Origin of the sequence: Paracoccus onchidii (assembly GCF_028294535.1) — a bacterium.
GTDB classification, from domain to species: Bacteria; Pseudomonadota; Alphaproteobacteria; order Rhodobacterales; family Rhodobacteraceae; genus Paracoccus; species Paracoccus onchidii.
This window is the reverse complement of sequence record NZ_JAQBIE010000001.1, coordinates 270732-297093: the sequence shown is the minus strand read 5'-3', so window position 1 is coordinate 297093 and position 26362 is coordinate 270732. Positions and strand designations below refer to the sequence as shown.

Here is a 26362-nt window from a genome sequence, read left to right as displayed (position 1 = left end):
TCAGCCGGGCGGGCCTTCACACCGACGCCATTGTGGCCGCCGGTGCAATTAACTTAGGCGTGGATGACAAGGGTTCAAGACTGCAAGGCGCAGAAATCAGACTGCGCCTTTCAGCCCTGCGGGCATGGGACCACCTGTCGCCCAGTCCAGCAACTCGACGCTGTGGACGACGGGCAATTCGGTCCCTCCGCCGATCTGCATCATGCACCCGATATTCCCGGCGGCGATGACCTGTGGCGCGATCTCTTCCAAGGTTGCGACCTTGCGGCTCCGCAGTTCTTGCGACAGCTCGGGCTGAAGCAGGTTATAGGTTCCCGCGGAACCACAACAAAGATGCGCATCGCGGGGTTCGACAACCTCGAATCCTGCCTGCAACAACAGGCTTTTGGGCGCGGATTTGATCTGCTGTCCGTGCTGCAACGAACAAGCCGAATGATAGGCCACGCGCAGCGATCCCGGCCGTGTCACGTCCGGCAGGCCATGCGCGGCAAGAAATTCGGTCACATCCCTGGCCAGGCCCGAAATCCGGGCGGCGTCCGGCCCGATCTCGGTGCCGTCAAACAAATGTCCATAATCCTTGATGGTCGTCCCGCAGCCCGAGGTGTTGATGATAACGGCGTCCAGCGGCCTGGCCGCATCAGCGGCGCGCAACCGGGCAATGCTGTCACGGGCGTGTTGACGGGCGTTGTCTTCCTTGCCCATGTGCAAAGACAAGGCACCACAGCAACCGAACCCTTCGGGAATGACAACCTCGCAGCCGGCACGTTGCAGCAGGCGGATCGTGGCATCGTTTATATCGGTGTTCAACGCCCTCTGCGCGCATCCGATCATCAATGCCACACGTGCCCGTTGCGGACCCTGTGCCGGCAGGACCTGACCATGATCACGCGGGCTGCGCGGCGGGATGATCGCGGGTGCCATATCCATCATCGCCCGCAAGCGGCGGTCCGGCAGCAAGGATCTGAAGGGCCGCGCCAGTCGCGCCGCCCGCAGCGCCAATCTGAAACGCCGCTCATGGGGAATGATCGATTTCAACACCCAACGCAGCGCCCGGTCCCGCCATGGACGGCGATAGGTTCTTTCGACATGCACCCGCGCATGATCGATCAGGTGCATATAGTCCACACCCGACGGGCAAGTCGTCATGCATGACAGACAGGACAGACAACGGTCGATATGCTTGACCGTTTTTTCGTCGGCTGGGCGACCGGCTTCGAGCATGTCCTTGATCAGATAGATCCGCCCGCGCGGGCTGTCCAGTTCATCGCCAAGCACCTGATAAGTGGGACAGGTCGCCGTGCAGAACCCGCAATGAACGCAGCTGCGAAGGATCTTGTTGGATTGCGCAATGGCGGGATCTTGCAACTGTTCGGGCGAGAAATTCGTTTGCATCATTCCCCCCCGGCAAAGATTCCGCGCGGATCGAATTTCTGGCGCAAACCGGCCTCCAATCGCTGCACAACCGGATCGTGCGCCGGGATCCGCGCCGCAGAAGCGCCACTGACACGCTGCGCATATCCGGAAAACCGTGGCAGATTGGGCAGTTGATTGCCCGGCAGGCAAAACTGGATCAAGGCACCGCCCCAATCGATGAATTCGGGCACCGGCAGGCTTTCCAGTATCCCGGCAGCCGCGGACGGGCGGCAATAAACCTGCCAGCGATCGTGGCCCGCTTCTTTTTGCTGGTCGCGCAGTGCGGGCCAGGGATCGTGGTCCAGGATCTCGGCATCCCCGAACGGGGACAAACGGGATTTCAGCATTTGCGCACGCAGATCGACCGAGTGCGGCAGGCCTTCGATACGCAAGATGGCACCCAGATGGGGCGCCCAGGCCGCGCCGCTCAGATCAAGCGGGCTTGCAAGTGCCGCCATCAATGCAGGCAGCGCCGCAACGGCATCCAACGCCCCCAGCACAAGCGTGCAACTGGCGCGGGGAATGGGCGTGGTGCGCAAACTGACCTCGGTCAATGCCCCCAGGCGGCCGCGGCTTCCCGCCATCAGCTTGACCAGATCGTAACCGGTGACGTTCTTCATCACCCGTCCGCCATTGCTGATCATGTTGCCGCTGCCATCGACGAACCGCACCCCGATCAGCGCATCCCGCGCCGCACCCAGCTGAATACGCCGGGGACCAGAGCTGTTCGCGGCGAAAACACCGCCAATGGTCGATGCGGCGGCCCTGCCTGGTTCGAACCCCAGCATCTGACCCTCATCGGCCAGAAGCTTTTCGACCCCGGCAAGCGGCGTTCCGGTGCGCACGACCAATGTCAGCGCTTCGGGTTCATACAAGGTGATGCCCTGAATCGCAGTCATATCCAGGCGCGTGCCAAGCCCTTCGCCGGGAAGATGCCGCGTCCCGCCCCCGGCAATCGATACAGGCTGCTGCGCGGCCCGGATCCGTGCGGCCAGTTCTGCTTCGTTTTCAGGCCGCATCGTGATCGCCCCGCCCGGCCGCCGCGACCCGTTCCCCCGACAGATGCAGCGGGAATACCTTGGCCGCATTCAGCAGCCAGTCAGGATCGAACACATCCTTGACCCACATCTGTGCCTGCAAATCCTCGATCGAATATTGCTCGGACATCAGATCGCGCTTTTCGATCCCCACGCCATGTTCACCGGTCAGGCAGCCCCCGACCCTGACACACAGGCGCAGGATGTCAGCGCCAAGGGCCTCGGCCTTGTCCAACTGGCCAGCCGAATTGGCATCATACAGAATCAACGGATGCATATTGCCATCACCGGCATGAAATACATTCGCGACCGACAGGCCATACTGATCTGCTAGCCGCCCGATTTCACCCAGAACAGAGGGCAGCGCGGACACCGGGATCGTGCCGTCGAGGCAAATATAATCACCCAGCTGCCCCATTGCCCCGAATGCCGACTTGCGGCCCAGCCAGATGCGGCGCGATTCTTCCTCGCTTTGGCTTTCACGAAACTCGATCGGCGAAAATGACCGGGCAATGTCGCGTATGATGTGCAACTGCTCGGCGATTTCGGGTTCCGAACCTTCGACCTCGATGATCAGCAATGCCTCGCAATCCGGATAGCCGGCCTGTGCATGTGCCTCGGTTGCGGCGATGCAGGGCCTGTCCATGAATTCGATCGCCACCGGCAGCACACCCGAACGGATGATGGCCGCAACGCAGGCACCGGCCGTTTCGCTGCTGTCGAAGGCGACAAGGACCGGACGCGCATCGACAGGGCGCGGCAATATGCGCAACGTGGCTTCGGTCACGATCCCAAGCTGCCCTTCGGCCCCACACACCACCCCCATCAGATCCAGCCCCGACACCTCGCCCATCGGCCCGCCCAGATCGACGATGGTGCCATCCATCAAAACCAGCCTGACGCCAAGCAGGTTATTGGTCGTGACCCCGTATTTCAGACAATGCGCACCACCCGAATTCATCGCGATATTGCCCCCGATCGCGCAAGCCAGCTGGCTGGAAGGATCGGGCGCATAGAAAAAGCCCTGTCCTTCGACCGCGGATGTCACCGACAGATTGGTGCGGCCGGCCTGCACGCGCACCAGCCGATCATCGGGTGCTATCTCAAGCACCTCGTTCATCCGCGCCAGCCCGATGACCACGGAATCCGCCGTCGGCATCGATCCGCCCGCAAGGCTGGTTCCGGCACCGCGCGGCACGACCGGCACCTTCAATCTGTGGCACAATGCCAGGATTTCGGACACGGTCTGGGTGCTGCGTGGCAACACCACCGCCAGAGGCGCACAGCGATAGGCCGACAATGCATCACATTCATAGACCCGTGTTTCGGCCGGATCATCGATCACGGCATCCGGGGCAATCCGGCGCAGGGCCGCGACGATCTCGGATCGTCTTGCCAACACATGCGCATCTGGTTCGGGCATCTTTATCACGGCAACCGCTCCCTGACCGCCGCGAAACCTGTTGTTGCAATGGCGGTATCTGGTGGCATCGTGAAAACGATACTGTTTGAACATAAGGCTTTCAAGCCGCGCGCCCGAAGCCTAGAAAACCGTTATGGACCTCGATCTTTTTCTACCGCTCGCCCTGGATATCGCCGATATTGCGGCGGTGTTGCTGTTGTTCGTCATCTGGCTGGGTATTGGCTGGATCACGGAAAACCCGCCCCAATCCCGCCAATCCGTTTCGGTGCTGATGAAACGATACCGCCGCGAATGGATGTTGCAGTTCCTGACGCGTGACCCGCGCATATTCGACGGCAATATCCTGTCGACTCTGCGCGATGGCACGGCGTTCTTTGCCTCGGCCTGCATGATCGCCACGGGGGGGATTCTGGCCCTGGTCAGCGACACCGATCAGCTGCGCGGCATCGCCCGCGAGCTTGAGCTGGAACGCGGCACCGCGATCCTGTGGGAGCTGAAGCTGCTTGTGGCAATGTTTTTCGTGGTCAATGCCTTTCTGAAATTCGCCTGGTCCCACCGTCTTTTCGGCTATTGCGCGATCATGATGGCCGCGGTCCCCAACGAAGTCGACGACCCCTGCGCCCGCGAACGCGCCATGCAGGCCGCCGAGTTGAACATCACGGCGGCGCGCAGTTTCAATGCCGGTTTGCGCAGCGTCTATTTTGCGCTGGCCGCGCTGGCCTGGCTGGCAGGGCCATATCCACTGATCGGTGCCACGGCCGTGGTGTTGTTCGTCACCTGGCGGCGTGAATTTGCCTCGACCTCACGTCAGGTCATTTTGCATAGCTTGCCGTCTCAGGGGTTGCCCGCTCATGACGGACGGCCAGTGTCAGGATCACCGCCCCGGCAACCGTAAGCGCGATTCCGACCAGCCCCGAAGATCGCCAGCCCCATCCCGCCGCCAGCGCAAGCCCGGCCAGAAACGGCCCCAGGGCGTTCGCGGCGTTGAAGGCCGCGTGATTCATCGCCGCTGCCATGTTCTGGGCATTGCCAGCCACATCCATCAGACGTGTCTGCAACGGGATGACCAAACCGGCACCCGCCGCCAGCAAAAAGGATGAAAGCACCATCAGATGCCAGCTGCCAACCGCATAAGAGGCAAAGGCCTGCGTGATCGCCATGGCCGCAAAGCTGGCATAGGCCGCCCGGATCGGTCCGACACTGCCGGTCACCCGGCCCGCAGCCCAGGTTCCAAGCGTTCCACCCAACCCGAACATTGCCAAAGTCAACGGAATTGCCCAGCCCGGCGCCTGCGTGGTCGCAAGAATCGCTGCCGTCAAAAAGGCATAAACAGCGAACAGACCGCCAAACCCGATTGCGCTGACGGCAAGCATCCAAAGCACCTTCGGATTGCGAAGGGCCTGTAATTCATCCAGCGGGCGTGCATCGGGGTTGCCCCCGACCCGCGGCGCAACACGCAGGATCAGCCAAGCCGACATCAGGGCCAGAACGCCGGGCAAGGCAAACCCCCACCGCCAGCCGATGCTTTGGCCCAACACCCCGGCCAATGGCACGCCGACCGTGTTGGCAACCGTCAGGCCAAGCATGACCTGTGCCGCACCACGCGCCCGTTGCCCGGCCGGCAGCGCGTCAGCCGCGTAAAGCATTGCCACCCCCAGAAATCCGCCATGGGGCAGACCGGCCAGAAACCGCATGACCGTCAGCGACATGAGGTCGGGCATCACCGCTGCCAGCAGGTTCATCACCCCATAGAACGCCATCAGGGCAGACAGATAGCGCCTGCGCGGCAATTTCGCCCCCAGCATCGAGGTGATCGGCGCCCCGACGACGACACCCAGTGCATAGGCGCTGATGACGTGACCGGCTTGCGGGTCGGATATGCCCAGGTCAAAGGCGAAATAGGGCAACAGCCCCATGGCGGAGAACTCGGATGTACCAACGGCAAAAGCCCCCAGCGCAAGTGCCAGAATGGCATTGCGAAGGCTGGCCTGCCGGTTGTCGGTGGCGGTGGTCATGGATGGGTCCTGTTCGTGTTTGCCCTAACATCATGCTGCGGCGCAGCATGTTCAAGGCGCAGAGTTCGGGGACCTGCCTTGCGCCAGATGCAAGGCGGATCGATGTCAGATATGGCCGCGCTGCACCATGATCCAGACGATCACCGCGCCCAGAACAAGCAACCCGAAACAGACCGAAGCCGCAAAACTGACCGCGCGTCCCCGCCAGCGGCTGATTTCACCCAAGGGACGAAGATAGGCCACCAGCTCGGTATGCGCGCGATCCAGCCCGTCAAGCCGCAGCTGGCGCGCAACCTTTGGCTGGGCGCTGAGCCGTTCAGCTTCTGCCAGGCGCGCCGCCGCGTTGCGCAGCTTGCGCGGCAAGGCACCGCCGCGACGACGCAGCATCACCGCAAGGGGTGGCTGCTCTCCGCGGCGCGCACCGCCGAAACGTGCCTTGATCAGGCCGGAAACCTCGTCAGCCATTGGCTGGATATCGGTATAGGTGATTGCGTCGCGTTTCATGTTGCCATGATAGACGCTATGGCACTTGGGTTCCAGACATCCTAGGATCGCGCCATGAAACTGAAACACAGCATTACCGGCCCCCAAGACGGGCTTCCTGTCCTGTTGGTCCATGGCCTGTTCGGACAGGGCCGGAACCTCGGCGCCTTGGCACGCCGGATCGCGGCGGACCGCCCCGTGGTAACAGTCGATCTGCGCAACCACGGTGACAGCCCCCATAGCGAGGAACAGGATTATCCGGCCATGGCACAGGATCTGATCGAACTGATCGAGGGTCTTGGTGGGCGGGCAGATGTCGCGGGACACTCAATGGGCGGCAAGGCCGCCATGACGCTGGCACTGACCCGCCCGGATCTGGTGCGCAAGCTGTGCGTGATGGACATCGCCCCGATCGCCTATGGCCACAGCCAGTCTCACCTGATCGACGCCATGCAGTCGCTTGATCTTTCCTCGATCGGACGGCGCAGCCAGGCCGATGCCGCATTGCGCGAGGCAATTCCGGAAGCCGGCATTCGCGCCTTTCTGCTGCAATCGCTGGACATCACCCCGGACCGGACCCGGTGGCGGCTGAACCTGCCTGTGTTGAAAGAACGGATGCCCGATCTTGTCGGCTGGCCCGACAACCTGCCTCGGGCTGGCTTTGAAGGCCCTGTCTTGGCCCTGACCGGCGCCGAATCGGATTATGTCCTGTCCGCCGGGCAGGCCGCGCTGCGTGAATATTTTCCGCAGGTCCGAATCGTTACGCTGAAACAGGCAGGGCACTGGTTACACGCAGATGCCCCCGAAGCCGTGGCCAACAGCCTGTCCGCCTTTTTCGGAACGGCCTGAACGCAACGACCCCGCGCCTGCCAGCGCGGGTCATGCCATCTGGCTGCCGTCAGGTCGGATCGGCCTGCTGATCAGCCAGTTTTTCAGCCAAAGCCTCGGCGCGCGCAGCCAGCTCGGCCATGGCTTCTTTCAGATCCGCAGGAATGATCGGCACCTCGACGCGCGCGGGATTGGCCTGCAACCGCTTGAGATGACGTTCGGCCTTTTCGGCGCGTTCTTCCATCGTGGTAAAACGATCCGCCAACATCAGCCCCGCCAGCAACAGCAATCGCGGCTCGGGCATACGGCCTGCTTGTTCGAGGATCTGACGGGCTTCGCCATCCAGCAACTCGGCGGCACGTTGCAGCAGCTTTTCTTCGCCGTCCTGGGCACCAAGACGATATTCCTTGTGCCCGATGATGAAATCAACTTCGGCCATTTACCTGTCTCCGTCCCGTTGGGATTCCGTTTCCGGCACACCCGCGCCATCGCCCGTGACCTCGGGCAGAACAGCGTCATCGCCGGCCACCCGCGCAGCCGGCGTCTGATCCGCAGGCTCTGGCTCTTCTGCCATCAGGCGCTCAAGCTCTTGCATGATATCGCTCATCTGCGTGATTTCGGCTGCGCGTGCCGAACGCAGCGCCTTGACCTCGGCCTCCAACGCCTGCAGCGCCGCCGCGTTCATATCTGCATTGCCCGATGCCGCCTCGATCAATGCACGATTGGCCGATGCCAGCTCTTCATTCGCGGCCGATAGCCGCGCGGCCTGTTCGCCTGCCCCGGCCAGTCGGCTGCGGGTTTCGGCCAGCGCCGCCTCCAGCGGTCCGCCGCGATCAACACGCAATGCGGCCAGTTCGTCAGCCAGCCGGGTATTCTCGGCCTCGAGCGCGGCAAGGTTTTCGCGCAATCGCTCTGTTTCGGACTCATCGGGTTGGACAGGTCGCGGACCCGCCACCTCCAACAATTGGTCAATGCGGTCAAGCGCGGCGCTCAGCCGGCGTTCACTTGCGTTGATATCGCTCATCCCGACGGTCCTTTGATGTCGTGCTTGTCCGGTTTTCGCACCCGACGGCCCGTATGACAAGAACGGGCGGGAAAATCCCGCCCGTTCCTAAGGTTGCTGAAAGGAATTCAGGCAAGTTCTCGCCGTTCACCCATCAACCCTTTGACCAATGCCCAGCAACCGCCCAACAGGACGATCGTAAATGGCAGGCCGGTCGAAACCGCCATCGCCTGCAAGGCCAGCAATCCACCACCCAGCAGCAGCGAAATCGCCAGAAGACCCTCGAAGCTGCACCAGAAGATGCGCTGTGCAACCGGCGCATCAACCTTGCCGCCAGCCGCAATCGTGTCGATCACCAGCGATCCGGAATCCGACGAGGTGACAAAGAATACGATCACCAGAACGATGCCGACAAAACTGGTAATCGCCGTCAAAGGCAGATTGCCCAGCATCTCGAACATCTGAAGCTCCAGCGCCGCGTTGGTGACACCTTCGAAACCGTCAAGCGTCATCGAGATCGCAGTCCCACCAAGGGCGGTCATCCACAGCACCGAGATCAGTGACGGAATGATCAGCACCGCGATCAGGAACTGGCGCACGGTGCGCCCGCGCGAGACGCGCGCGATGAACATGCCCACGAACGGTGACCAGCTGATCCACCAAGCCCAGTAAAAGGCGGTCCAGCCGTGGCGGAAGTTGTCATCCGTGCGGCCAAACGGGTTGGACAGCGGCACCAGTTCACGTGCATAGGCACCCAGGTTGCTGAAGAAACCGGTGATGATCGCGATTGTCGGACCAACCAGAATAACGAACAGCAACAGCAACACCGCCAGAACCATGTTGATTTCCGACAGGCGCTTGACGCCCTTTTCCACGCCCAGCACGACCGAACAGGTGGCCACACCGGTGATCAGCAGGATCAGCACCACCTTGGTGGTGTTGGTATTGGCGATACCGAACAGATAGTTCAGCCCCGCGGTTGCTTGTTCGGCCCCCAGACCAAGCGATGTCGCCAGACCGAAAATCGTGGCAAAGACCGACAGGATATCGATGATATGGCCGGGCCATCCCCAGATACGATCCCCGAAAATCGGGTAAAAGATCGACCGCATCGTCAGCGGCAGACCCTTGTTATAGGCAAACAGTGCCAGCGGCAGCGCGACCACCGCGTAAATCGCCCAAGGGTGCAGCCCCCAGTGGAAGATCGTTGCTGCCATTCCCAGCGAACGTGCCGCGGCCTCGTCACCGGCGGCGCCATTCAGCGGCGCCCAATCGGTCCTGACCCCATCTTCAAGGGCAGGCCCGGCAAGCGAGGACTGAAAGTGGCTGATCGGCTCGCCGACGCCGTAAAACATCAGGCCGATGCCCATCCCGGCTGCAAATAGCATGGCAAACCAGCCAAGCAGCGTAAAATCGGGCGAGGCTTCGGGGCCGCCCAGACGAATGCTGCCCAAGGGCGACAGAACCAGTACCAGGCACAGCAATACGAAAATGTTGCCGGCCAGCATGAAGAACCAGTCGATATTGCTGGTCAGCGATGCCCGCAGCCCCGTGAACACCGGCTCAAGCTGGGTCGGGAAAAGCAGCGTCACGATCGTGAACAGCGCCACTGACAGCGCCGAGATCGCAAAGACAGGGTTGTGGACATCGAAGGCGAAGGGTTTGACACCTTCGATATTGTTCTGACCGATTTCGTAATCGGTCTCGATGATTTCGGTGGGGCCTTCGGGTGAAGGCAATGCCTCGATACCGCTATCGGGTTCGGGCTCGGGTTCAAAGCGTCCTCTCAGAGCGTCCTGCTCGCGCTTTGGATTGCCGGGATGGCCTTTATAGCTTTTCCGGCCATCTTTCGGGGTACGATCATTTGACATGCGTCCCTTTCTCTAGCTTTGGTTTGGATCGGGTCGTGCCTCGGTCGGACACGGCGGATATCCGCCTGCGAGGACACTCGTCTTGCATAATTTGCCCAAGATGACCACAGCAGCGCCGAACTGAATTCGCAACTGCGACCCATCATCCACGTTTCACGACATCCGTCGGCGGCGTTGGCGCCGACCTGTCACAATTTCGTCGCATGACGCCTGCGGCTGACAATCCGGGCAGCGGTTGGACAGGGTGTCTTGGCGTATCGGCGCGCCCGCCCTATAAGGCCCCTGCTGTGAAAGGATAGTGCATGCGCCAGGCGACCATCACCCGCAAAACCGCCGAAACCCAGATCGAGGTTTCGATCGATCTTGACGGAACCGGCAAATATGACAACCAGACCGGCGTGGGTTTCTTTGACCACATGCTGGATCAGTTGTCGCGCCATTCCCTGATCGACATGACGATCCGCACGAATGGCGATCTGCATGTCGATGATCACCACACGGTCGAGGATACGGGAATCGCGATCGGGCAGGCTCTTGTCGCTGCGCTTGGCGACAAGAAAGGAATACGGCGCTATGGCAGTTTTCTGCTGGCGATGGATGACACGCTGGTGCGATCCGCGCTGGATCTGTCGGCCCGTCCTTTCCTGGTCTGGAATGTCGATTTTCCGACCGAAAAGATCGGCAGCTTCGACACCCAGCTTGTCCGGGAATTCTTTCAGGCGCTTTCCACGCATGGCGGCATCACGCTGCATGTCGACCGTCTGCATGGCATCAACAGCCATCACATTGCCGAGGCGGCCTTCAAATCGGTTGCCCGTGCGCTTCGCGAAGCGGTCGAACCCGATCCCCGGATGAATGGCGTCCTGCCCTCGACCAAGGGGGCGCTGTGATGCGCGTTGCCTTGATCGACTATGACAGCGGCAACCTGCATTCGGCGGAAAAGGCCTTCCAGCTTATGGGCCGAGAGGCAGGTGCCGAAATCGTCGTCACCTCTGATCCCGACCTCGCCGCCCGCGCAGACCGGATCGTGTTACCGGGCGACGGTGCATTCCCGGCCTGCCGCGAAGCATTGGGCGAGGTGGATGGCATGGCCGAAGCCCTGCGCGAAGCCGTGTTGCAGCGCGGCGTGCCCTTTCTGGGCATCTGCGTCGGCATGCAGATGCTGGCGACCACGGGCCATGAATACCGCAAGACCGCCGGCCTTGACTGGATCGCGGGTGAGATCACGGCAATCGACGCCCCCGGGCTGAAGGTTCCCCATATGGGCTGGAACGATCTGGTCATCGACCACCCCCACCCCGTCCTCGAGGGCATTTCATCGGGGGATCACGCCTATTTCGTTCACAGCTGGCGCTTTCAGGTGACGAATCCGGACCACCTGCTGGCGCATGTGGAATACGGCGCACCCGTTACGGCCGTCGTCGGGCGCGACAATATCGTGGGCACACAGTTTCACCCCGAAAAGTCGCAATCCGTCGGCTTGCGCCTGATCTCGAATTTCCTGCGCTGGACCCCGGCCTGACCATAGCGTGGTCTGTTTTCACCGGCGCCGATATGCTAGCCTGTCTCGAGTTTCACCCGAGTATCCAAGTGTAGCCAGTGATCGACATGACGAGTCTGGACCCCATCCGCCCGATTGCAAACAAATTCTGCCGCATGGTCGGCCTGCCCCGCCCCGAACTGATCGACCTTGCTGTCGAGACCTGGGAAATTTCGCCGGCAGAAACACGGGCGGTGCCGGCGGCGATCTGTCTGCCCGGTCAGACCGATCGCATCATGCAGACCGAATTCGCCCCGCGAGAAGCTGTGCTGGATGCCCTGAACGGGCAGCCCGCCGAACATGTGCCGGCAACCATGGGGTATCGCTTGCGCGACATCGATTTCGTGGATGGGGTTCTGTATTCCGGACGCGCCGAAATGCACCTGCGCCCGCGCCGAAAATCACATCTGCACCATCACCGCCCCCAAAAGGCGGTTTCCGGCGCCTTGTACGAAAGCTGGGTCGGCAACCGCTGGTTCGGCAACTGGCTTCTGGACGACTGTTCCAGCTATCGTCTGGCCGAAAGCTTTGGACAACCGGTTACATCGGCCCCGGTCAAGGCCGGCCATGTCCCCCGCTATGAAGAATTGCTGTCGATCAACCCGACACGCATCGGCGATGTGCATTTCGACGAACTGATCCTGTTTGACGATCATCACAACAATGCCAGCAGAATCGCCCGTGCACAGGATATGCGCAAGCGCCTGATGGCAGGGCGCGATGTTGCGCCCTGCCCCGGCGTGTTCCTGTATCGCGGCCACAGCGGCGATGCGCGGATCCTGGAAAACGAAGACGAAATCGCAGAGAAACTCGAAAGCCAATATGGTTTTCGGGTCCTGTTCCCCGAAGATCACAGCGTCGACGACCTCGTTCTGGCCTGCGCCAATGCCGGGATCGTCGCGGGGATCGAAGGCAGCCAACTGACCCATGGCGTTGCCGTCATGCCCCCGAACGCCACCCTGCTGACCCTGCAACCGCCGGACCGGGCCACAACCGCGTTGAAATCCATGACCGACCGATTTCAGCAACGATTTGCGCTGATCGTCGGTCAGGGCCGTGCCGGCGCCTTCAGAATTGACTGGGCTGAAATGCAGGCGACCCTGGACCTGATCCAGTAGATAAGGACAATCCCGGGTTTTCGATCTAATATCGGCTTGAACTGTCAGGGTCTTCCGGTCATTTTCGACACGCCCTGCATCACGATGCGCTGTTCTGGGCGCGCCTTATTTTGTTGTTGGTTCAGTTCGGAGTAATGGGTCCCGTGTGGCGTGAAATTTGCAATGATTACAAGACGCATGGCCAAAGGCTGAGCGATCCGGCATTCGTGTCGCTGGTGGTATATCGCTATGGCCGATGGGCCATGCAGCGTCAGAACCGCATATTGCGATGGTTCGCCAACAAGGTTTACGGCCTGCTTTGCATCTTGATCCTGAACGTGACCAAGGTCTGGATTCCGCCAAGCGTCACCCTGGGCGACGGCTTTCATATTATCCATGCCGAAGGCTCGCTCTCGATTCATCCCGACGTGGTGATCGGCGAACGTTGTGGCGTGATGCACAATGTGACCATCGGCACCAATATGGGACCGGGTGCGCCAAAGATCGGCGATGATGTGTTCATCGGGGTGAATTCGACCGTTCTGGGGCGCATCAAGATCGGGAACCGCGTGCGCATCGGGGCCAATACCGCGGTGTCGACAAATGTGCCCGATGACAGCATCGTTGTCGGATCGCCGGCAAGGATCTATCCGAACTTGCCGATCTTTGCCCGGAAACCCAAGAAGGACCTGGACGTGTCATGATCGCAGCCGGTGAAAAATCGATGTGGCGCCTGCTGGCCGACAACCTGCCCGAAAACGCGGAAAAAATCGCCTTCATCGATCCAAAGCGTCAAGCAAGCTATGCGCAGGCTGTTCAGCAGGCCGACCGGATCGCAGCCTGGCTGACCAGGGCAGGTGTGCGCGCAGGTGATCGTGTCATCGTGCATCTGCGCAAGGGCATCGACGAAGTCGTGGCAATGTTCGGCGCATGGAAGATCGGCGCGGTCGTGGTGAATGTGAACCACCAGTGGACAGCTGCGCAGCTTGGCTATGTTGCCGCCGACTGCCGCGCACGCGCCGCCATTGTCGGTGCGAATGTGCTCAAGGCGCTGACGGCGCAGCCGCTTGCGGAATCGGTTGCGCATCTGCTTGTTCAGGGCCGCGCGCCTGCCCTGCCTGATGCTGCGCAATCATGGGACGACCTGATGAACGAACCGGCACCATCCAACGTGCCGGAAGCATCGCCCGATCCGGGCGAGCTGGCGATGATCATCTACACCTCGGGTTCGACCGGTCAGCCCAAGGGCGTCATGCTGAGCCATCGCAATATTCGGATCGGGGCTGCCTCGGTGGCGCAATATCTGGGTCTGGCCCATGACGACCGGCTGCTTTCGGTCCTGCCCTACAGCTTTGATGCCGGGCTGAACCAGCTGACCAGTTCCTGCCTGCTGGGGGCGACGATCATCCATCAACCGGTGTCGATGCCGTCCGAGGTGATACGCATGGCACGCGAACACCATGTCACGACCATCGCTGGCGTCCCGCCCCTGTGGAACCAGGTCGTGCGCTATCTGGACGATGCGGCCATTGACCTGCCCGCACTGCGCCGCGTCACGAATACGGGCGGCAAGATCCCCCCGAATATTCTGGAACTGATGCCCAGGGTCTTTGGCAGGGCCGATATCGTCCTGATGTATGGTTTGACCGAAGCATTCAGATCGACATATCTTCCCCCAGACCGGTTTGCCCGAAAAATGGGGTCGATCGGGCGCGCGATTCCGAACGCCCGGATCTTTGTCGTGAAACATGGCGAAGGCATTGCCGGCCCCGGCGAACAGGGGGAACTGGTGCATGGCGGACCGCTGGTCAGTCTCGGCTATTGGGAACGTCCGGAACTGACCGCCGAAAAGATACGGGTCTGCCCGGAACTGCACCAGCATCTGGGGGATTCGCCCGTGGTTTGCTCGGGCGATCTGGTGCGTATCGACGAAGATGGCGACATGTGGTTCGTCAGCCGCATGGACGACATGATCAAGACCCTGGGGTTCCGCCTGTCGCCCACCGAGGTCGAAGATCTTTTGTCGCAATCCGGACTCGTCGGCGATGTGGTTGCCTTTGGGGTCGATGATGACGAACACGGACAGGTCGTGCATGTCGCAGCCAGCCCGATCGGCGACGCCGATGCGGCTGCGCTGATGGCCCATGCCCGCCGCGCGATGGCCCATTACATGGTGCCGCGCCATATTCACATCTGGTCCGGCGCCATGCCGCGCACAGCAAGCGGCAAACTGGACCGCCCCAATATCATCGCCACCGCAAAAGCCGCTTTTCACAAGGATATGCAATGAGCCTGACTGCCGAAGACCTGATTCGCTTCATTCGTGACGAATTGAATGTCGAAGACGACATCGCCGCCGATTCCGAACTGTTCTCGACCGCGATTCTCGATTCCGTGGCCATGATGAACATCATTGCATTTGTCGAGGAAAAGGCCGCGATCGAGGTGCGCCCCGCCGATGTGACGCTGGAAAACTTTGATACAGTCCAAAGCATCGTGGATTACGCACGTGAACAGGCCTGATCACGACATCGACCATATCCTGACCCAGGCCGCGGACCGTTTCGGGACGCCGGCCTATGTCTATGCGACCGATCTGATCACGCCCCGGATCAGGGACCTGCAAGACAAGCTTGGCCGTTGGTTCAAGCTGTCATTCGCCATGAAATGCAACCCCAATCCGGGATTGTTGTCATGGCTGGAACAACGCATTCCCTATATCGACGTATCTTCCGGCGGAGAGCTGTTGTTGGCCATCGACGCCGGCTGGCCCGCCAACCGCGCCAGCTTTACCGGCCCCGCCAAGCGAGAGGTCGAGCTGCGTCGCGCCATTCAGGAAGGTTTGGGGGAACTGGTCGTCGAATCGCCGCGCGACGCGCAACTTGCCAACAGCATTGCCGCCGAAACGGGCAGGATTCAGGATGTGGTCATTCGCATTGCGCCCGACCGCGTGCCCAAGGGCTTCGGCGACCAGATGGCCGGACGCCCCAGCCCGTTCGGCATCGACATCGAGGACGCGCCGGGCGCACTGACAGACATCGCCTCATTGCCGCATTTGCGGATTGCCGGGCTGCATATCTATTCCGGGACCCAGTGCCTGAAGCCCGCCGCAATCGTCGAGAACTGGGGCATTTTCATGACCATTTTCCGCGATCTGTGCGAACGCCATGATCTGCATCCGGATCGCCTTATCTTCGGGGCCGGGCTGGGCATTCCCTATCACCCGGGTGATATGCCGCTTGATCTGGGACAGGTGGCCGAGGCGGCGGGGCCACAGCTTGACGCATTCAAGGCCGAACCACGTTTTTCCAAGACCGAACTTGTCCTGGAACTGGGCCGGTATCTTGTCGGACCGGCGGGCTATTTCGTGACGCGGGTCACATCGATCAAGGAATCGCGCGGAACACGCATTGCGATCTGTGACGGCGGTATGAACAGCCACCTCGCGGCGTCGGGGCATTTCGGAATGGTGCTGCGGCGCAACTATGTGATCCACCGCGTCGGCGGAGGCGAGGGCGAAGAACCGATCGACATTTCCGGGCCGCTTTGCACCTCGATCGACAAGCTTGGTTCCAAGGTTGCCCTGCCCCGCGTCGAAGAAGGCGACCTGATCGCGATCCATGCCAGCGGTGCCTATGGGCCAAGCTCCAGCCCGGTGAATTTCATCAGCCATCCCACCCCGCGCGAGATTCTGGCCGAAGGTGGGCAACTTCTGGATGTGACACGTATCGAGGGATGCGGCCTCAGCGATCGATAGGCGCGGCCTGCACTGGACCCCGCCCCCGCAATGAGGTTCTGTAAGGAAAACCTCATGCAGGAGCAGGCCATGAAAGAACTGGAAAAGCGCATCGCGCAGGCGAAGGGCGACATTCCCGCCGATCTGGTCCTGCGCGGTGGGCGGGTTTTCGACCTGATCACCGGTTCTTTGATTGCAGGCGATGTCGCGATTTGCGGCGAGAGGATCGTCGGCATCGGGGACGAATACGACGCCACAGATATTATTGATGTGGACGGACTGATTCTGGTGCCGGGGTTCATCGACACGCATCTGCATGTCGAAAGCAGTCTGGTAACACCTTTCGAGTTCGACCGATGCGTCACCCCGCGCGGCGTTACCACTGCGATCTGCGACCCCCACGAGATTGCAAATGTTATCGGGTTGGACGGGATCCGGTATTTCCAACAAGCGTCCCAACATCTGTTGATGGACCTGCGGGTGCAATTGTCATCCTGCGTGCCATCCACGGATATGGAAACCTCTGGCGCGCAGATCGATGCCGACGACCTGCAGCGGGTCATGAACCATCCGTCGGGGATCGGACTGGCCGAATTCATGAACTATCCCGGCGTGATCCATCGCGATCCGAAAGTGATCGAGAAACTGGCGCTGTTTGACGGCAAGCATATCGACGGGCATTGCCCGCAATTGGGCGGACGAGACCTGAACGCCTATATCAGCGCCGGCATTCGCACCGAACACGAGGCAACAACTGCACAAGAGGCGCTTGAAAAACTGCGCAAGGGTATGCGGGTGTTGATACGTGAGGGTTCGGTTTCCAAGGATCTGGAAGCATTGCAACCGATCCTGACCGATGCCACCAGCGCGTATCTGTGCCTGTGCACCGACGACCGGAATCCATTGGATATCGGCGAACACGGGCATCTCGACTATATGATACGGCGGTTGATCCAGCTGGGCAGCTCTCCTTTGGCGGCCTATCGCGCCGCTTCGCTTTCGGCGGCCGAAGCCTTCGGGCTGAAGGATCGCGGCCTGATCGCACCGGGGCTGCGCGCCGATATCGTCGCGGTCGATGATCTGGCGACCTGCCATGCACAATTGGTTCTGGCAGGCGGAAAAGTCGTGGATGACACGGCTTTCGCGGCGCGCGCATCCGTCGATCCCGTGGGCAGAAATTCGGTGCGTGCACCGCAATTGTCAGCACGCGATTTCAGGGCGGCGGGCAATCGTGCCCGGACGGATATCATCGGCATCATCGAAGGTAAGATCATCACCCGACACCTGACCGAGGAAATCCAGCCCGTTGATGGGGACAAGCGCCCCGATCAGGCACGCGACCTTGCCCGCATCGCCGTTATCGAGCGACATGGCCGGAACGGCAATATCGCAACCGGCTTCGTGCGCGGGTTCAACATTGAACGCGGGGCCATCGCCTCGACCGTATGCCACGATCATCACAATATCGCGGTTGTCGGCATGGACTACGAAGATATGGCCATCGCCGCAAATCGCCTGTCCGGAATCGAGGGCGGCTTTGTCGTGGTTCGGGATGGAAAAATTCAGGCGGAACTGGCCCTGCCTGTAGCCGGCCTGATGAGCTTGTTGCCCTTCGAGCAGGTCCGGGATGCCCTGATCGCCTTGCGCGCCGCAGCGCAAGAACTGGGTGTCACCTTGGAAGAGCCCTTCCTGCAACTGGCTTTTCTGGCCTTACCCGTCATACCCGCCCTGAAAATCACCGATCACGGGATGGTCGATGTCACGCGCTTTGAGATTATCGCGGGCTAGCGCCGCGCCTTGTCCACCGCGGCAATTGCCGTCGCGACGGCATCATCGATGCTCATGTCGCTGGTGTCTATGACCACGGCATCATCTGCAGGACGCATTGGGGCGGCCGCGCGTTCGCTGTCGCGGCGGTCACGTTCTTGCAGCTGCACCAGCATATCTGCCGGGTCGCAATTCAGTTCACGGGCGCGGCGCACAGCGCGGACCTCGTCCGAGGCAACGACATATAGTTTCACCTGGGCCTGCGGGCAGATCACGGTGCCGATGTCGCGCCCGTCCAGCACCGCGCCGGGATTGCGTGCCGCAAAGCGGTGCTGAAAATCGACCAGTGCCGCGCGCACATCCGCGATCGCGGCAATCCGGCTGGCCGCCTGCCCTGCCTCGGCGCTGCGCAGATCCGGGCGTGACAGATCATCAGGCATCAGCCCCCTGGCCGCCGTGACGGGATCCCCCCCTTTTACGCCGGTCGCGCGATACAAAAGCCCGGTATCCAGATGATGAAATCCGAAATGCGCGGCGATCGCGCGTGCAATGGTGCCTTTCCCTGAGGCTGCAGGACCATCAATGGCAACAACGAATGGCATATAGAGCGGATCCATCTTGGCTAGGGCGCAATCGGGCTTCATTCGCATGAATTCGTCGCCTAGGTCCAGCCCAAGCACCTTGCAAGCCGCTTTTTGCTCGGCAAGCGGGCGTCGGTGCCTTCCAATTGGGGAATTATTTTATATTTCGATTCTAGTTGTTCAGCCCTGGCATCTTGTGGATCGGATTTAGGATGAATCGATCCGGCTCTGACTTTCAGACCTTGCAGATGTCTTCGTATGATGTGAGGCCACCGAGGGCCTTGAGCCGGCGCGCGAAGTTGTATGCTGCTGAGCTGCCCCTTGTTTCCTGGACACCTGCCTCGTTCAGTTTGTGCTGTCGGTTTTCGAAGTCAACCGGTGACAGCATGCCGTTGTTCGTGTGCTTGCGCATCGGGTTGCAGAACATCTCAATGTAGTCGAGCACGTCGCGGCGGGCGTCGTCGCTGGTCGGATATGTCCGACGCCTGTTCCGCTCTCTCTTCAGCCAGCTCGTTGGAACACGCAAACAGCTTCTGGCGCAGATCAAGGCGCACGGGAAGATGGGATCGGCGGATATGTTTGATGTCACCGACGCCGAGTTGAAAGGTCTTCTTGATCGCCAGATTGCAGAGTTGGAAGGGCGGATTGAGCAGACAATGGCCTCGGGTGATGACCTGGCTGCGACTGCCGGTATCCTGCGTTCCGTTCCCGGGATCGGGCCTGTCGCCAGCGCTATGCTGATCGCCGAGATGCTCGTGCCGGACCGCTAACGACGGTGCGAAGGGGGTAAGAAGACGATGACCTGAATGGGCACAATGATCGAATAGATCCGGATTGGGAAAACCAGTTAGCAACTGCGAGCACAAAGCTCGGAAGACAGATCTGGACCCGATCCGCTGCTCACCATCCCGGCCCGCGACTTCTGGAAATGTCGCTCACTGAGGCCTGACAGAAGGTCGCACTCGATCATCTGCCTGGAAGGTCAGAAACTTCCTGCGATACGGGCGGCAACCACAGAAGAGGTTGCTAGTCCGGTCGGGGGCGATCATCCCATTCATCGCTGAGGATGCGCTCTGCGTCACCTTTGGGGTCTTCGAACTGATGCGCACGCAACGCCCAGATGAAAGCAGCCAGTCCTGCGGCGCCAAGGCCCAATGATACAGGAATGAGAATTGCCAGAATTTCCATATCAGCGGTTTTTCGTTCTGCGCAAACGCAATGCATTCAGGGTGACCGTGATCGAACTGGCAGACATCGCCAGTGCGGCAATCAACGGCGTGGCAAAACCTGCGACCGCGATGGGCACCGCCACGACATTATACAGGATCGAAATCGCAAAGTTCTCCTTGATGCGTCGCGTTGCCCGGACGGCCGTCGCCACCGCATCAGCCACCGGGGACAGGTCCTGCCCTGTCAAAACCATATCGCTAGCCACTCGGGCGGCGTCCAACGCCGTGGCCGGCGAAATCGAGACATGCGCCCGGGCCAGTGCGGCGGTATCATTCAGCCCATCGCCGACCATCAACACGTGATGCCCCTGGCCCTCCAGCCCGGCGACCACTGCGGCTTTGCCAGGCGGATCAACGGCAGCATGGTAGTTTTGAATGCTCAGCTTTGCCGCCAGATCGGCCACGGCTGCTGGCCGATCCCCAGAAAGCAGGATCACGTTCAGCCCCAGCTTCCCAAGGCGGGAAACGCATTCCTCAGAGCCGGGGCGCAATGCGTCGGCAAAGTCCAGCCTGACGGGTGCCCCTTGCCCCTCGATCGAAAACCAGGTGGACATCCCCGGCCGCACATCGGGATCATCCCCGGCCATCAGCCAATCGGCCCGCCCCAGACGAACCTGTCGCCCCTTCCACGTTGCCATCACGCCATAGCCGGGCATCTCGCGGATGTCACTGACAGAGGCCGGCGCATACTGCGCCAAAGCGGTTACGAGGGCCTGAGACAAGGGATGAGAGGATGCCCTGGCCAAAGCAACGATGACTGGCGCGATATCCGATGGCACTTGCCCGGGGGCAATCAGGGTCGGCCGCCCCATCGTCAAGGTCCCCGTCTTGTCGAAGACCACCGTATCAATCTGGGCCAAGCGCTCTAGCGCGGTGCCATTCTTGATCAGCAACCCCTTGCCAAACAGCCGCCCCGAAGCGGCCGTCACCACCGCAGGAACTGCGAGGCCCAGGGCGCATGGGCAGGTGATGATAAGAACGGCTGCCGCGATATTGACCGCATGTCGCAAATCGCCCGTCGCCTGAAACCAGGCAACAAAGCTGGCAAGCGCCATCACATGCACCACCGGTGCATAGGCGCGCGAAGCACGTTCAGCCAGCGACGTATAACGCCCCCGAGCGGTTTCGGCCGCTTCGACCAATGCCGTCAGGCGTGCAAGCGAGCTGTCCGAACCGGCGGCTGTCACACGCATGAGCAGCGGGCCGGTCAGGTTTATCTCGCCCGCTGAAAGCCCATCGCCTGCGGCTGCGACAACCGGCAGCGTCTCACCTGTCAGCAAGGCCCGGTCGATCTCGCTTTGGCCGTCGACGATATTTCCATCCGCTGGCACGCGGGTGCCGGGCAGCACGCGAACCAGATCACCGGGGCGCAGTTGGGCGACGGGAACGATTTGCTCGGTCCCGTCATGCAGCACGGTTGCGCGGGGCACCTCGAGCGCGCTGAGTTCGGCGGCGGCCGATCTTGCGATAGCGCGCGTGCGATGATCCAGATAGCGACCGATCAGCAGAAAGAAACACAGCATCACCGCCGCGTCGAAATAGGCATGATGGCCGGAATTGCGCGTTTCATACAAGGAAATCGCTGTCGCGAGAATCAGGGCCAGCGATATTGGCACATCCATCCCCAACCGCCCCGCCCGCAGCGCGCTCTGGGCACTGGAAAAGAATGGCTGCCCTGCAAATGCGATCGTCGGCAAGGCAATGGCGGCAGAAATCCAGTGGAACATATCGCGCGATGCGGCATCCGCCCCCGCCCAGACCGCCACGGACAGGATCATGATGTTCATCATCGCGAACCCGGCAATGCCGATCCGCATCAACAGGTCGCGCCCAACCCTGTCGGTTCCCGCCCCATCAAGCGCCGCCGGGTCCAGCTCATGCGCCTCGTAGCCAATCTTTTCCAATACCGGCAACAAATCATCAGCCACCAGTCCCGGCGCTTCGACCCTGACCCTGCGCAACGTCAGATTGACCCGAGCATGGCGCACCCCAGGCACGGCCATCAACGCACGCTCGACATCGCTGATGCAGACGGCACAATGAACGGTCGGCAGGGACAGGATCAGCTGACCCACCCCACCATGTCCGTTGTCCTGACGCGCCATGTTCTGCGCGAGCGGGGCGACATCACAGGCAGGGCATGCGCTGATACGGGCGGAATCGCTCATGCTAGTTCACCACGGCACCGGAATAGTGATCCAACCTTTGACGAAACGGCGTTCCGTCGGGGGCAGCGGCTGTCACATGAATATTCCAGACGCCCGGGGGCAATGACACTGCGGCACGGTAGACACCGTTGCGATAGGCAAGTTCAGGGCTCTGGTCCGCGCGGACATGCGTTGGACGGCCGATTGTGACCGACAGGTTCTTGGCAGGTGCAGGCAAACCATCCGCATCCGTAACGGCAATCTCAAGCCATTCCCCGTCGTAATCGGCCATCACGGTCCAGCCAAGCGCATCCTGCGCCGCCCTTTCCCGGTCAAACCCCTGAGAGGCGACATAGCTGTTCTTGACCTCAAGCCCCGGAAAGGTTCCCACCGCCTTCACCGCCATAGTGATATTGACCGCGATAATGACACCAAAGGCCGCCAATGTGATGATCAGGACATGCCGTCCGGTCAGTTCACGACGCATCACCTATTCCCCCTTGCCGTGGAACACGGTTTCAACACTTGCCGACGCATCATTGCCGGGATCAGTCACGACCAGCCGAATGGATGTGCTTTCCGCGCCCGTCAGCTGTGATCCGGCCGGTGCGGTCAGATACAGGCGGGCAGCAAGCGTTTCATCGGCATCAACGACCACACTGTTACCCTCGGCCCCTTCGATCCGCAGATCAAGCCCCGCAACCCCTTCGACCGCGATGGCATATTGCGCGACCTCATGCTGCTTGTTGCGCAGACGCAATTCATAGGTATTCCGGATCGCACCGTCGGACATGGTCACGAATAGCGGATTGCGCACCGGTGAAACATTCAGGTCGACCGCAGAACGCATGAACAATGCCACCACAAGAAGCACGCCGATCCCGGACCAAAGGGTAAAATACAGAATCGTTCTGGGCCGCAGAATATGTTGCAGCACGCGGCGCGGCTTGGCACCCGCACGTTCAGCCGTTTCATCGCTGAGCGCCATATAGTCGATCAGCCCGCGCGGCTTGCCGATCTTTTCCATGATGTCATCACATGCATCGATACACAAAGCGCAGGTGATGCATTCCAACTGCTGTCCATCACGAATATCAATCCCCATGGGGCAGACATTCACGCAGGCCATGCAATCGATGCAATCGCCTTGCTCGGGCCCCGCGTTTGCAGCATTCGTGGCAGTTGTGTCCCGGGCCGCCGATTGTGGGGCCTGATGATGCTTCTTTCCACGCGGCTCGCCCCGCCATTCGCGATAGGCGACGGTCAGGGTGTCTTCATCCATCATCGCCGCCTGAATACGCGGCCATGGACAGGCATAGATACAGATCTGCTCGCGGGCGAAGCCGCCGAACAGGAATGTCGTGCCGGTCAGAACCGCCATGGTGATATAGGCGACCGGATGGGCCTGCCCCGTCACCAGATCACGCAACAAGCTTGGCGCATCCGTGAAATAGAAAATCCACGCCCCGCCCGTCAGCAATGCGATGATCAGCCAGACCGTCCATTTGAACAGCCGCAATCGCAACTTGGCCGCATTCCAGGATTGCCGGTGCAGGCGTATCCGGTTGTTGCGATCGCCTTCGATCCAGCGTTCGACCAGAATGAAAAGGTCGGTCCATACCGTTTGCGGGCATGTATATCCGCACCAGACCCGCCCCAAGGCCGAAGTGAACAGAAACAGCCCCAGCCCCGCCATCACAAGCAAGCCGGCAACGAAATAAAATTCATGCGGCCAGATCTCGATCCAGAAAAAGAAGAAGCGCCTGTTGGCCAGATCGACCAGAACCGCCTGATCGGGCATGTTTGGCCCCCGGTCCCATCGCAGCCACGGCGTGACATAGTAAATCGCCAGGGTGATCCCCATGACGAACCATTTCAGGTTACGGAACCGCCCTTTGACACGTTTGGGAAAGATCGGTTCACGTGCGGCATATAACCCCGGCGGGCTCGCCTGTTCCGTGGACATGACGGCATTGCTCCTGTTGCGCACCTTCTTTTATAGACCGGTTGATCGCGTTATCGCCTTGACCTGTATCAAATAACGGCGTGCTTCCTTGCGGATCGGACGAATTTTTCGTGTTGGTCCTGTGCTGCGCCCCGTGGCACGCGCATCGGCAAGGCCTTGCGGCAAGGGGGATCGGCAACCACAACCCCTTGCCGTTATGGCCCGTCACATGAGATAGTCGCAGCAACCACACAAGAAACGAGCAGTCCCGATGGCCGACGACCTCCTATCCGCCGCCGATGCAAATTCCAACAGCTACTCGGCCTCATCGATCGAGGTGCTCGAAGGGCTGGAACCGGTCCGCAAGCGACCGGGAATGTATATTGGCGGCACCGATGAGCGCGCTTTGCATCATCTGGTTGCCGAAATTCTGGACAACTCGATGGACGAAGCGGTGGCCGGTCATGCCAGCCGTATCGAGGTCGAGCTGCGCGCCGATTTCAGCATTGTCGTGCGCGACAACGGTCGGGGCATTCCGATCGATCCGCATCCGAAATTCCCCGGAAAATCCGCGCTTGAGGTAATCTTGTGCACGCTGCACGCGGGCGGCAAGTTCTCGGGCGATGCCTATGCGACGTCAGGCGGCCTGCATGGCGTGGGTGCCTCGGTGGTCAACGCGCTTTCCGACAGCATGGTCGTGCAGGTCGCCCGCAACAAAGAACTGTTCGAACAGCGCTTTTCGCGTGGGATACCCGAAGGCCCGGTCGAAAAGATCGGCGCGGCCCCCAACCGGCGCGGCACGACGGTCACCTTTCATGCCGACGAACAGATTTTCGGCCACCATCGGTTCAAGCCGGCACGCCTTATCAAGATGGTCAAATCCAAGGCCTATCTGTTCTCGGGTGTCGAAATCCGCTGGAAGACCGAGATTGACGATGGCGAGACACCGACCGAGGCGGTGTTCCACTTTCCGGGCGGGTTGGCCGATTATCTTGGCGAAACCCTTTCGGGAACAACAACCTACGCTGAGCGCCCCTTTGCCGGAACCGTTGATTTCAAGCGTTTCAATGCACCGGGAAAAGTCGATTGGGCCATTAATTGGACACCATCGCGTGACGGTTTCATTCAATCCTATTGCAACACGGTCCCGACCCCCGAAGGTGGCACGCATGAGGCCGGGTTCTGGGCGGCAATCCTCAAGGGCGTGCGTGCCTATGGCGAACGTGTCAGCAACAAGAAGGCAGCCCAGATCACCCGCGAAGACCTGATCGCCGGCGGCTGCGCCCTGGTATCCTGTTTCATCCGCGAGCCTGAATTTGTCGGCCAGACCAAGGACCGCCTGGCCACGACCGAGGCACAGCGGTTGGTCGAGAATGCCGTGCGAGATCATTTCGACAACTGGCTTGCCGCAGATACCAAATCCGCCGGGGCCATTCTGGATTTTCTGATCCTGCGCGCCGAAGAACGCCTGCGTCGTCGCCAGGAAAAGGAAACCGCCCGCAAATCTGCGACAAAACGCCTGCGCCTGCCGGGAAAACTGGTCGATTGCTCGACCTCGGTTCGTGATGGCACCGAATTGTTCATCGTCGAAGGTGATTCGGCCGGCGGCAGCGCCAAGATGGCGCGTGACCGGAAAACCCAGGCGCTTCTGCCCCTTCGAGGCAAGATCCTGAACGTGCTTGGTGCCGCATCGTCCAAAATGGGCGCCAACCAGGAAATCAATGATCTTTGTCAGGCACTTGGTGTTGGACTTGGCAGTCGCTTCAATATCGACGACCTGCGCTATGACAAGGTGATCATCATGACCGACGCCGATGTCGACGGCGCCCATATCGCATCCTTGCTGATGACCTTCTTCTTCACCCAAATGCGCCCGCTGATCGACAAGGGGCACCTGTATCTGGCCTGCCCGCCTTTGTATCGTCTTACACAGGGTGCGCACCGGATCTATGTCGCGGATGACGCCGAAAAGGACCGGATGCTGGCCAAAGGGCTGGGCGGCAAGGGCAAGATCGACGTCCAGCGTTTCAAAGGGCTTGGCGAAATGGACGCCAAGGACCTCAAGGACACCACGATGCATCCGGCGACGCGCAAGCTGATCCGGGTCAGCATCAACGATGATGAAGGCGGTGAAACCGGCGATCTGGTCGAAAGACTGATGGGCAAAAAGCCCGAACTGCGCTTTCAGTATATTCAGGAAAACGCGCAGTTCGTCGAAGAGCTCGACGTCTGATCGAAGGGGGCGGT

The 26362-nt window shown here is 60.8% G+C and carries 25 protein-coding genes and 1 pseudogene; 12 read left to right on the top strand and 14 right to left on the bottom strand.

Translation table 11 applies throughout. The features are described from left to right. Nucleotides 1–96 precede the first annotated feature (96 nt). The 3 genes from glcF to PAF17_RS01460 are packed head-to-tail and all read right to left on the bottom strand — an operon-like array spanning nt 97 to nt 3879. Nucleotides 97–1392, bottom strand: coding sequence for a glycolate oxidase subunit GlcF (glcF, locus tag PAF17_RS01470; protein ID WP_271887296.1), 1296 nt, complete (start codon nt 1390–1392; stop codon nt 97–99). After that, a complete protein-coding gene (locus tag PAF17_RS01465; protein WP_271887295.1) occupies nt 1392–2432 on the bottom strand; it encodes an FAD-binding protein in 1041 nt (346 codons plus the stop codon). The genes glcF and PAF17_RS01465 overlap by 1 nt, the downstream gene beginning before the upstream one ends. Continuing rightward, the gene (locus PAF17_RS01460) at nt 2422–3879 is read right to left on the bottom strand and encodes an FAD-binding oxidoreductase (protein WP_271887318.1); all 1458 of its coding nucleotides are present in this window, start codon (nt 3877–3879) and stop codon (nt 2422–2424) included. The genes PAF17_RS01465 and PAF17_RS01460 overlap by 11 nt, the downstream gene beginning before the upstream one ends. A gap of 127 nt (nt 3880–4006) precedes the next feature. Here PAF17_RS01460 and PAF17_RS01455 point away from each other — a divergent pair, with 127 nt between their 5' ends. After that, a complete protein-coding gene (locus tag PAF17_RS01455) occupies nt 4007–4768 on the top strand; it encodes a DUF599 domain-containing protein (RefSeq protein WP_271887294.1) in 762 nt (253 codons plus the stop codon). Here PAF17_RS01455 and PAF17_RS01450 read toward each other — a convergent pair. Both PAF17_RS01450 and PAF17_RS01445 read right to left on the bottom strand, forming a co-directional pair. Next, on the bottom strand, nt 4686–5888 hold the full coding sequence (locus tag PAF17_RS01450) for an MFS transporter (protein ID WP_271887293.1): 1203 nt from the start codon (nt 5886–5888) through the stop codon (nt 4686–4688). The two genes, PAF17_RS01455 and PAF17_RS01450, sit on opposite strands and share 83 nt — an antisense overlap. A 105-nt stretch (nt 5889–5993) precedes the next feature. After that, complete coding sequence (locus PAF17_RS01445) at nt 5994–6392, bottom strand: hypothetical protein (protein WP_271887292.1); 399 nt, start codon at nt 6390–6392, stop codon at nt 5994–5996. 54 nt (nt 6393–6446) lie between these two features. Between PAF17_RS01445 and PAF17_RS01440 the strand changes: the two genes are divergently transcribed. Further along, nucleotides 6447–7220 carry an alpha/beta fold hydrolase gene (locus PAF17_RS01440; RefSeq protein WP_271887291.1) on the top strand — a complete coding sequence of 258 codons (774 nt, stop codon included), beginning with the start codon at nt 6447–6449 and terminating at the stop codon, nt 7218–7220. A 49-nt stretch (nt 7221–7269) separates the two neighbouring features. Here PAF17_RS01440 and PAF17_RS01435 read toward each other — a convergent pair whose 3' ends face one another. The 3 genes from PAF17_RS01435 to PAF17_RS01425 form a co-directional block, all read right to left on the bottom strand. Continuing rightward, nucleotides 7270–7638 carry a cell division protein ZapA gene (locus tag PAF17_RS01435; RefSeq protein ID WP_271887290.1) on the bottom strand — a complete coding sequence of 123 codons (369 nt, stop codon included), beginning with the start codon at nt 7636–7638 and terminating at the stop codon, nt 7270–7272. Then, nucleotides 7639–8223, bottom strand: a complete 585-nt coding sequence (locus PAF17_RS01430; RefSeq protein WP_271887289.1) for a hypothetical protein — start codon at nt 8221–8223, stop codon at nt 7639–7641. It abuts the gene before it with no gap. A gap of 107 nt (nt 8224–8330) precedes the next feature. Further along, a complete protein-coding gene (locus PAF17_RS01425; RefSeq protein ID WP_271887288.1) occupies nt 8331–10073 on the bottom strand; it encodes a BCCT family transporter in 1743 nt (580 codons plus the stop codon). A 302-nt stretch (nt 10074–10375) separates the two neighbouring features. Here PAF17_RS01425 and hisB point away from each other — a divergent pair, with 302 nt between their 5' ends. The 8 genes from hisB (at nt 10376) to ade (ending at nt 18234) form a co-directional block, all read left to right on the top strand. Then, nucleotides 10376–10963, top strand: coding sequence for an imidazoleglycerol-phosphate dehydratase HisB (hisB, locus tag PAF17_RS01420; RefSeq protein WP_271887287.1), 588 nt, complete (start codon nt 10376–10378; stop codon nt 10961–10963). Then, nucleotides 10963–11595 (top strand): imidazole glycerol phosphate synthase subunit HisH, encoded by a 633-nt coding sequence (gene hisH / locus PAF17_RS01415; protein WP_271887286.1) that lies wholly within the window; start codon nt 10963–10965, stop codon nt 11593–11595. Before hisB ends, hisH begins: the two co-directional genes overlap by 1 nt. 86 nt (nt 11596–11681) lie before the next feature. Next, nucleotides 11682–12731, top strand: a complete 1050-nt coding sequence (locus PAF17_RS01410; RefSeq protein ID WP_271887317.1) for a glycosyltransferase family 61 protein — start codon at nt 11682–11684, stop codon at nt 12729–12731. A gap of 143 nt (nt 12732–12874) precedes the next feature. Then, a complete protein-coding gene (locus PAF17_RS01405) occupies nt 12875–13414 on the top strand; it encodes a serine O-acetyltransferase (RefSeq protein ID WP_271887285.1) in 540 nt (179 codons plus the stop codon). Beyond that, nucleotides 13411–15000 (top strand): AMP-binding protein, encoded by a 1590-nt coding sequence (locus PAF17_RS01400; RefSeq protein WP_271887284.1) that lies wholly within the window; start codon nt 13411–13413, stop codon nt 14998–15000. Before PAF17_RS01405 ends, PAF17_RS01400 begins: the two co-directional genes overlap by 4 nt. Beyond that, nucleotides 14997–15233: an acyl carrier protein gene (locus PAF17_RS01395; RefSeq protein WP_271887283.1), complete on the top strand. Its 237-nt coding sequence runs from the start codon at nt 14997–14999 to the stop codon at nt 15231–15233. Before PAF17_RS01400 ends, PAF17_RS01395 begins: the two co-directional genes overlap by 4 nt. Next, nucleotides 15220–16467 (top strand): type III PLP-dependent enzyme, encoded by a 1248-nt coding sequence (locus tag PAF17_RS01390; protein ID WP_271887282.1) that lies wholly within the window; start codon nt 15220–15222, stop codon nt 16465–16467. Before PAF17_RS01395 ends, PAF17_RS01390 begins: the two co-directional genes overlap by 14 nt. Nucleotides 16468–16536: 69 nt before the next feature. After that, nucleotides 16537–18234, top strand: a complete 1698-nt coding sequence (gene ade / locus PAF17_RS01385; RefSeq protein WP_271887316.1) for an adenine deaminase — start codon at nt 16537–16539, stop codon at nt 18232–18234. Here ade and PAF17_RS01380 read toward each other — a convergent pair. Next, nucleotides 18231–18815 (bottom strand): (d)CMP kinase, encoded by a 585-nt coding sequence (locus PAF17_RS01380; RefSeq protein ID WP_271887315.1) that lies wholly within the window; start codon nt 18813–18815, stop codon nt 18231–18233. The two genes, ade and PAF17_RS01380, sit on opposite strands and share 4 nt — an antisense overlap. A 310-nt stretch (nt 18816–19125) precedes the next feature. Further along, nucleotides 19126–19299, bottom strand: a pseudogene (locus PAF17_RS01375) (IS3 family transposase); the annotation flags it as partial. Between the two features lie 70 nt (nt 19300–19369). Between PAF17_RS01375 and PAF17_RS01370 the strand changes: the two are divergent. Then, the gene (locus PAF17_RS01370; protein ID WP_271887281.1) at nt 19370–19564 is read left to right on the top strand and encodes a hypothetical protein; all 195 of its coding nucleotides are present in this window, start codon (nt 19370–19372) and stop codon (nt 19562–19564) included. Between the two features lie 256 nt (nt 19565–19820). Here the strand turns inward: PAF17_RS01370 and ccoS are convergent, their stop codons facing one another. Genes ccoS through ccoG form a run of 4 tightly spaced genes read right to left on the bottom strand, consistent with a single transcriptional unit; the run spans nt 19821 to nt 24136 of the window. Further along, nucleotides 19821–19982 carry a cbb3-type cytochrome oxidase assembly protein CcoS gene (ccoS, locus tag PAF17_RS01365; RefSeq protein WP_271887280.1) on the bottom strand — a complete coding sequence of 54 codons (162 nt, stop codon included), beginning with the start codon at nt 19980–19982 and terminating at the stop codon, nt 19821–19823. 1 nt (nt 19983) lies between these two features. After that, nucleotides 19984–22191, bottom strand: coding sequence for a heavy metal translocating P-type ATPase (locus tag PAF17_RS01360; RefSeq protein WP_271887279.1), 2208 nt, complete (start codon nt 22189–22191; stop codon nt 19984–19986). A gap of 1 nt (nt 22192) precedes the next feature. After that, nucleotides 22193–22657 carry a FixH family protein gene (locus tag PAF17_RS01355; protein WP_271887314.1) on the bottom strand — a complete coding sequence of 155 codons (465 nt, stop codon included), beginning with the start codon at nt 22655–22657 and terminating at the stop codon, nt 22193–22195. Between the two features lie 3 nt (nt 22658–22660). Further along, entirely contained in the window at nt 22661–24136 is a 1476-nt protein-coding gene (gene ccoG / locus PAF17_RS01350) for a cytochrome c oxidase accessory protein CcoG (protein ID WP_271887278.1), read from the bottom strand. Nucleotides 24137–24386: 250 nt separating this feature from the next. Between ccoG and parE the strand changes: the two genes are divergently transcribed. Next, nucleotides 24387–26348, top strand: a complete 1962-nt coding sequence (gene parE / locus PAF17_RS01345) for a DNA topoisomerase IV subunit B (RefSeq protein WP_271887277.1) — start codon at nt 24387–24389, stop codon at nt 26346–26348. Nucleotides 26349–26362 lie beyond the last annotated feature (14 nt).

Excerpts from the sequence above, each read along its gene's own strand:
- PAF17_RS01380 (WP_271887315.1), bottom strand. The coding sequence starts at position 18,815 with ATGCCATTCGTTGTTGCCATTGATGGTCCTGCAGCCTCAGGGAAAGGC.
- PAF17_RS01370 (WP_271887281.1), top strand. The coding sequence starts at position 19,370 with ATGTTTGATGTCACCGACGCCGAGTTGAAAGGTCTTCTTGATCGCCAG.
- hisB (WP_271887287.1), top strand. The coding sequence starts at position 10,376 with ATGCGCCAGGCGACCATCACCCGCAAAACCGCCGAAACCCAGATCGAG.
- PAF17_RS01410 (WP_271887317.1), top strand. The coding sequence starts at position 11,682 with ATGACGAGTCTGGACCCCATCCGCCCGATTGCAAACAAATTCTGCCGC.
- PAF17_RS01465 (WP_271887295.1), bottom strand. The coding sequence starts at position 2,432 with ATGCGGCCTGAAAACGAAGCAGAACTGGCCGCACGGATCCGGGCCGCG.
- PAF17_RS01455 (WP_271887294.1), top strand. The coding sequence starts at position 4,007 with ATGGACCTCGATCTTTTTCTACCGCTCGCCCTGGATATCGCCGATATT.
- PAF17_RS01355 (WP_271887314.1), bottom strand. The coding sequence starts at position 22,657 with ATGCGTCGTGAACTGACCGGACGGCATGTCCTGATCATCACATTGGCG.
- glcF (WP_271887296.1), bottom strand. The coding sequence starts at position 1,392 with ATGCAAACGAATTTCTCGCCCGAACAGTTGCAAGATCCCGCCATTGCG.
- ccoS (WP_271887280.1), bottom strand. The coding sequence starts at position 19,982 with ATGGAAATTCTGGCAATTCTCATTCCTGTATCATTGGGCCTTGGCGCC.
- PAF17_RS01445 (WP_271887292.1), bottom strand. The coding sequence starts at position 6,392 with ATGAAACGCGACGCAATCACCTATACCGATATCCAGCCAATGGCTGAC.
- PAF17_RS01435 (WP_271887290.1), bottom strand. The coding sequence starts at position 7,638 with ATGGCCGAAGTTGATTTCATCATCGGGCACAAGGAATATCGTCTTGGT.
- ccoG (WP_271887278.1), bottom strand. The coding sequence starts at position 24,136 with ATGTCCACGGAACAGGCGAGCCCGCCGGGGTTATATGCCGCACGTGAA.
- hisH (WP_271887286.1), top strand. The coding sequence starts at position 10,963 with ATGCGCGTTGCCTTGATCGACTATGACAGCGGCAACCTGCATTCGGCG.
- PAF17_RS01440 (WP_271887291.1), top strand. The coding sequence starts at position 6,447 with ATGAAACTGAAACACAGCATTACCGGCCCCCAAGACGGGCTTCCTGTC.
- PAF17_RS01360 (WP_271887279.1), bottom strand. The coding sequence starts at position 22,191 with ATGAGCGATTCCGCCCGTATCAGCGCATGCCCTGCCTGTGATGTCGCC.
- parE (WP_271887277.1), top strand. The coding sequence starts at position 24,387 with ATGGCCGACGACCTCCTATCCGCCGCCGATGCAAATTCCAACAGCTAC.
- PAF17_RS01400 (WP_271887284.1), top strand. The coding sequence starts at position 13,411 with ATGATCGCAGCCGGTGAAAAATCGATGTGGCGCCTGCTGGCCGACAAC.
- PAF17_RS01450 (WP_271887293.1), bottom strand. The coding sequence starts at position 5,888 with ATGACCACCGCCACCGACAACCGGCAGGCCAGCCTTCGCAATGCCATT.
- PAF17_RS01430 (WP_271887289.1), bottom strand. The coding sequence starts at position 8,223 with ATGAGCGATATCAACGCAAGTGAACGCCGGCTGAGCGCCGCGCTTGAC.
- ade (WP_271887316.1), top strand. The coding sequence starts at position 16,537 with ATGAAAGAACTGGAAAAGCGCATCGCGCAGGCGAAGGGCGACATTCCC.
- PAF17_RS01395 (WP_271887283.1), top strand. The coding sequence starts at position 14,997 with ATGAGCCTGACTGCCGAAGACCTGATTCGCTTCATTCGTGACGAATTG.
- PAF17_RS01425 (WP_271887288.1), bottom strand. The coding sequence starts at position 10,073 with ATGTCAAATGATCGTACCCCGAAAGATGGCCGGAAAAGCTATAAAGGC.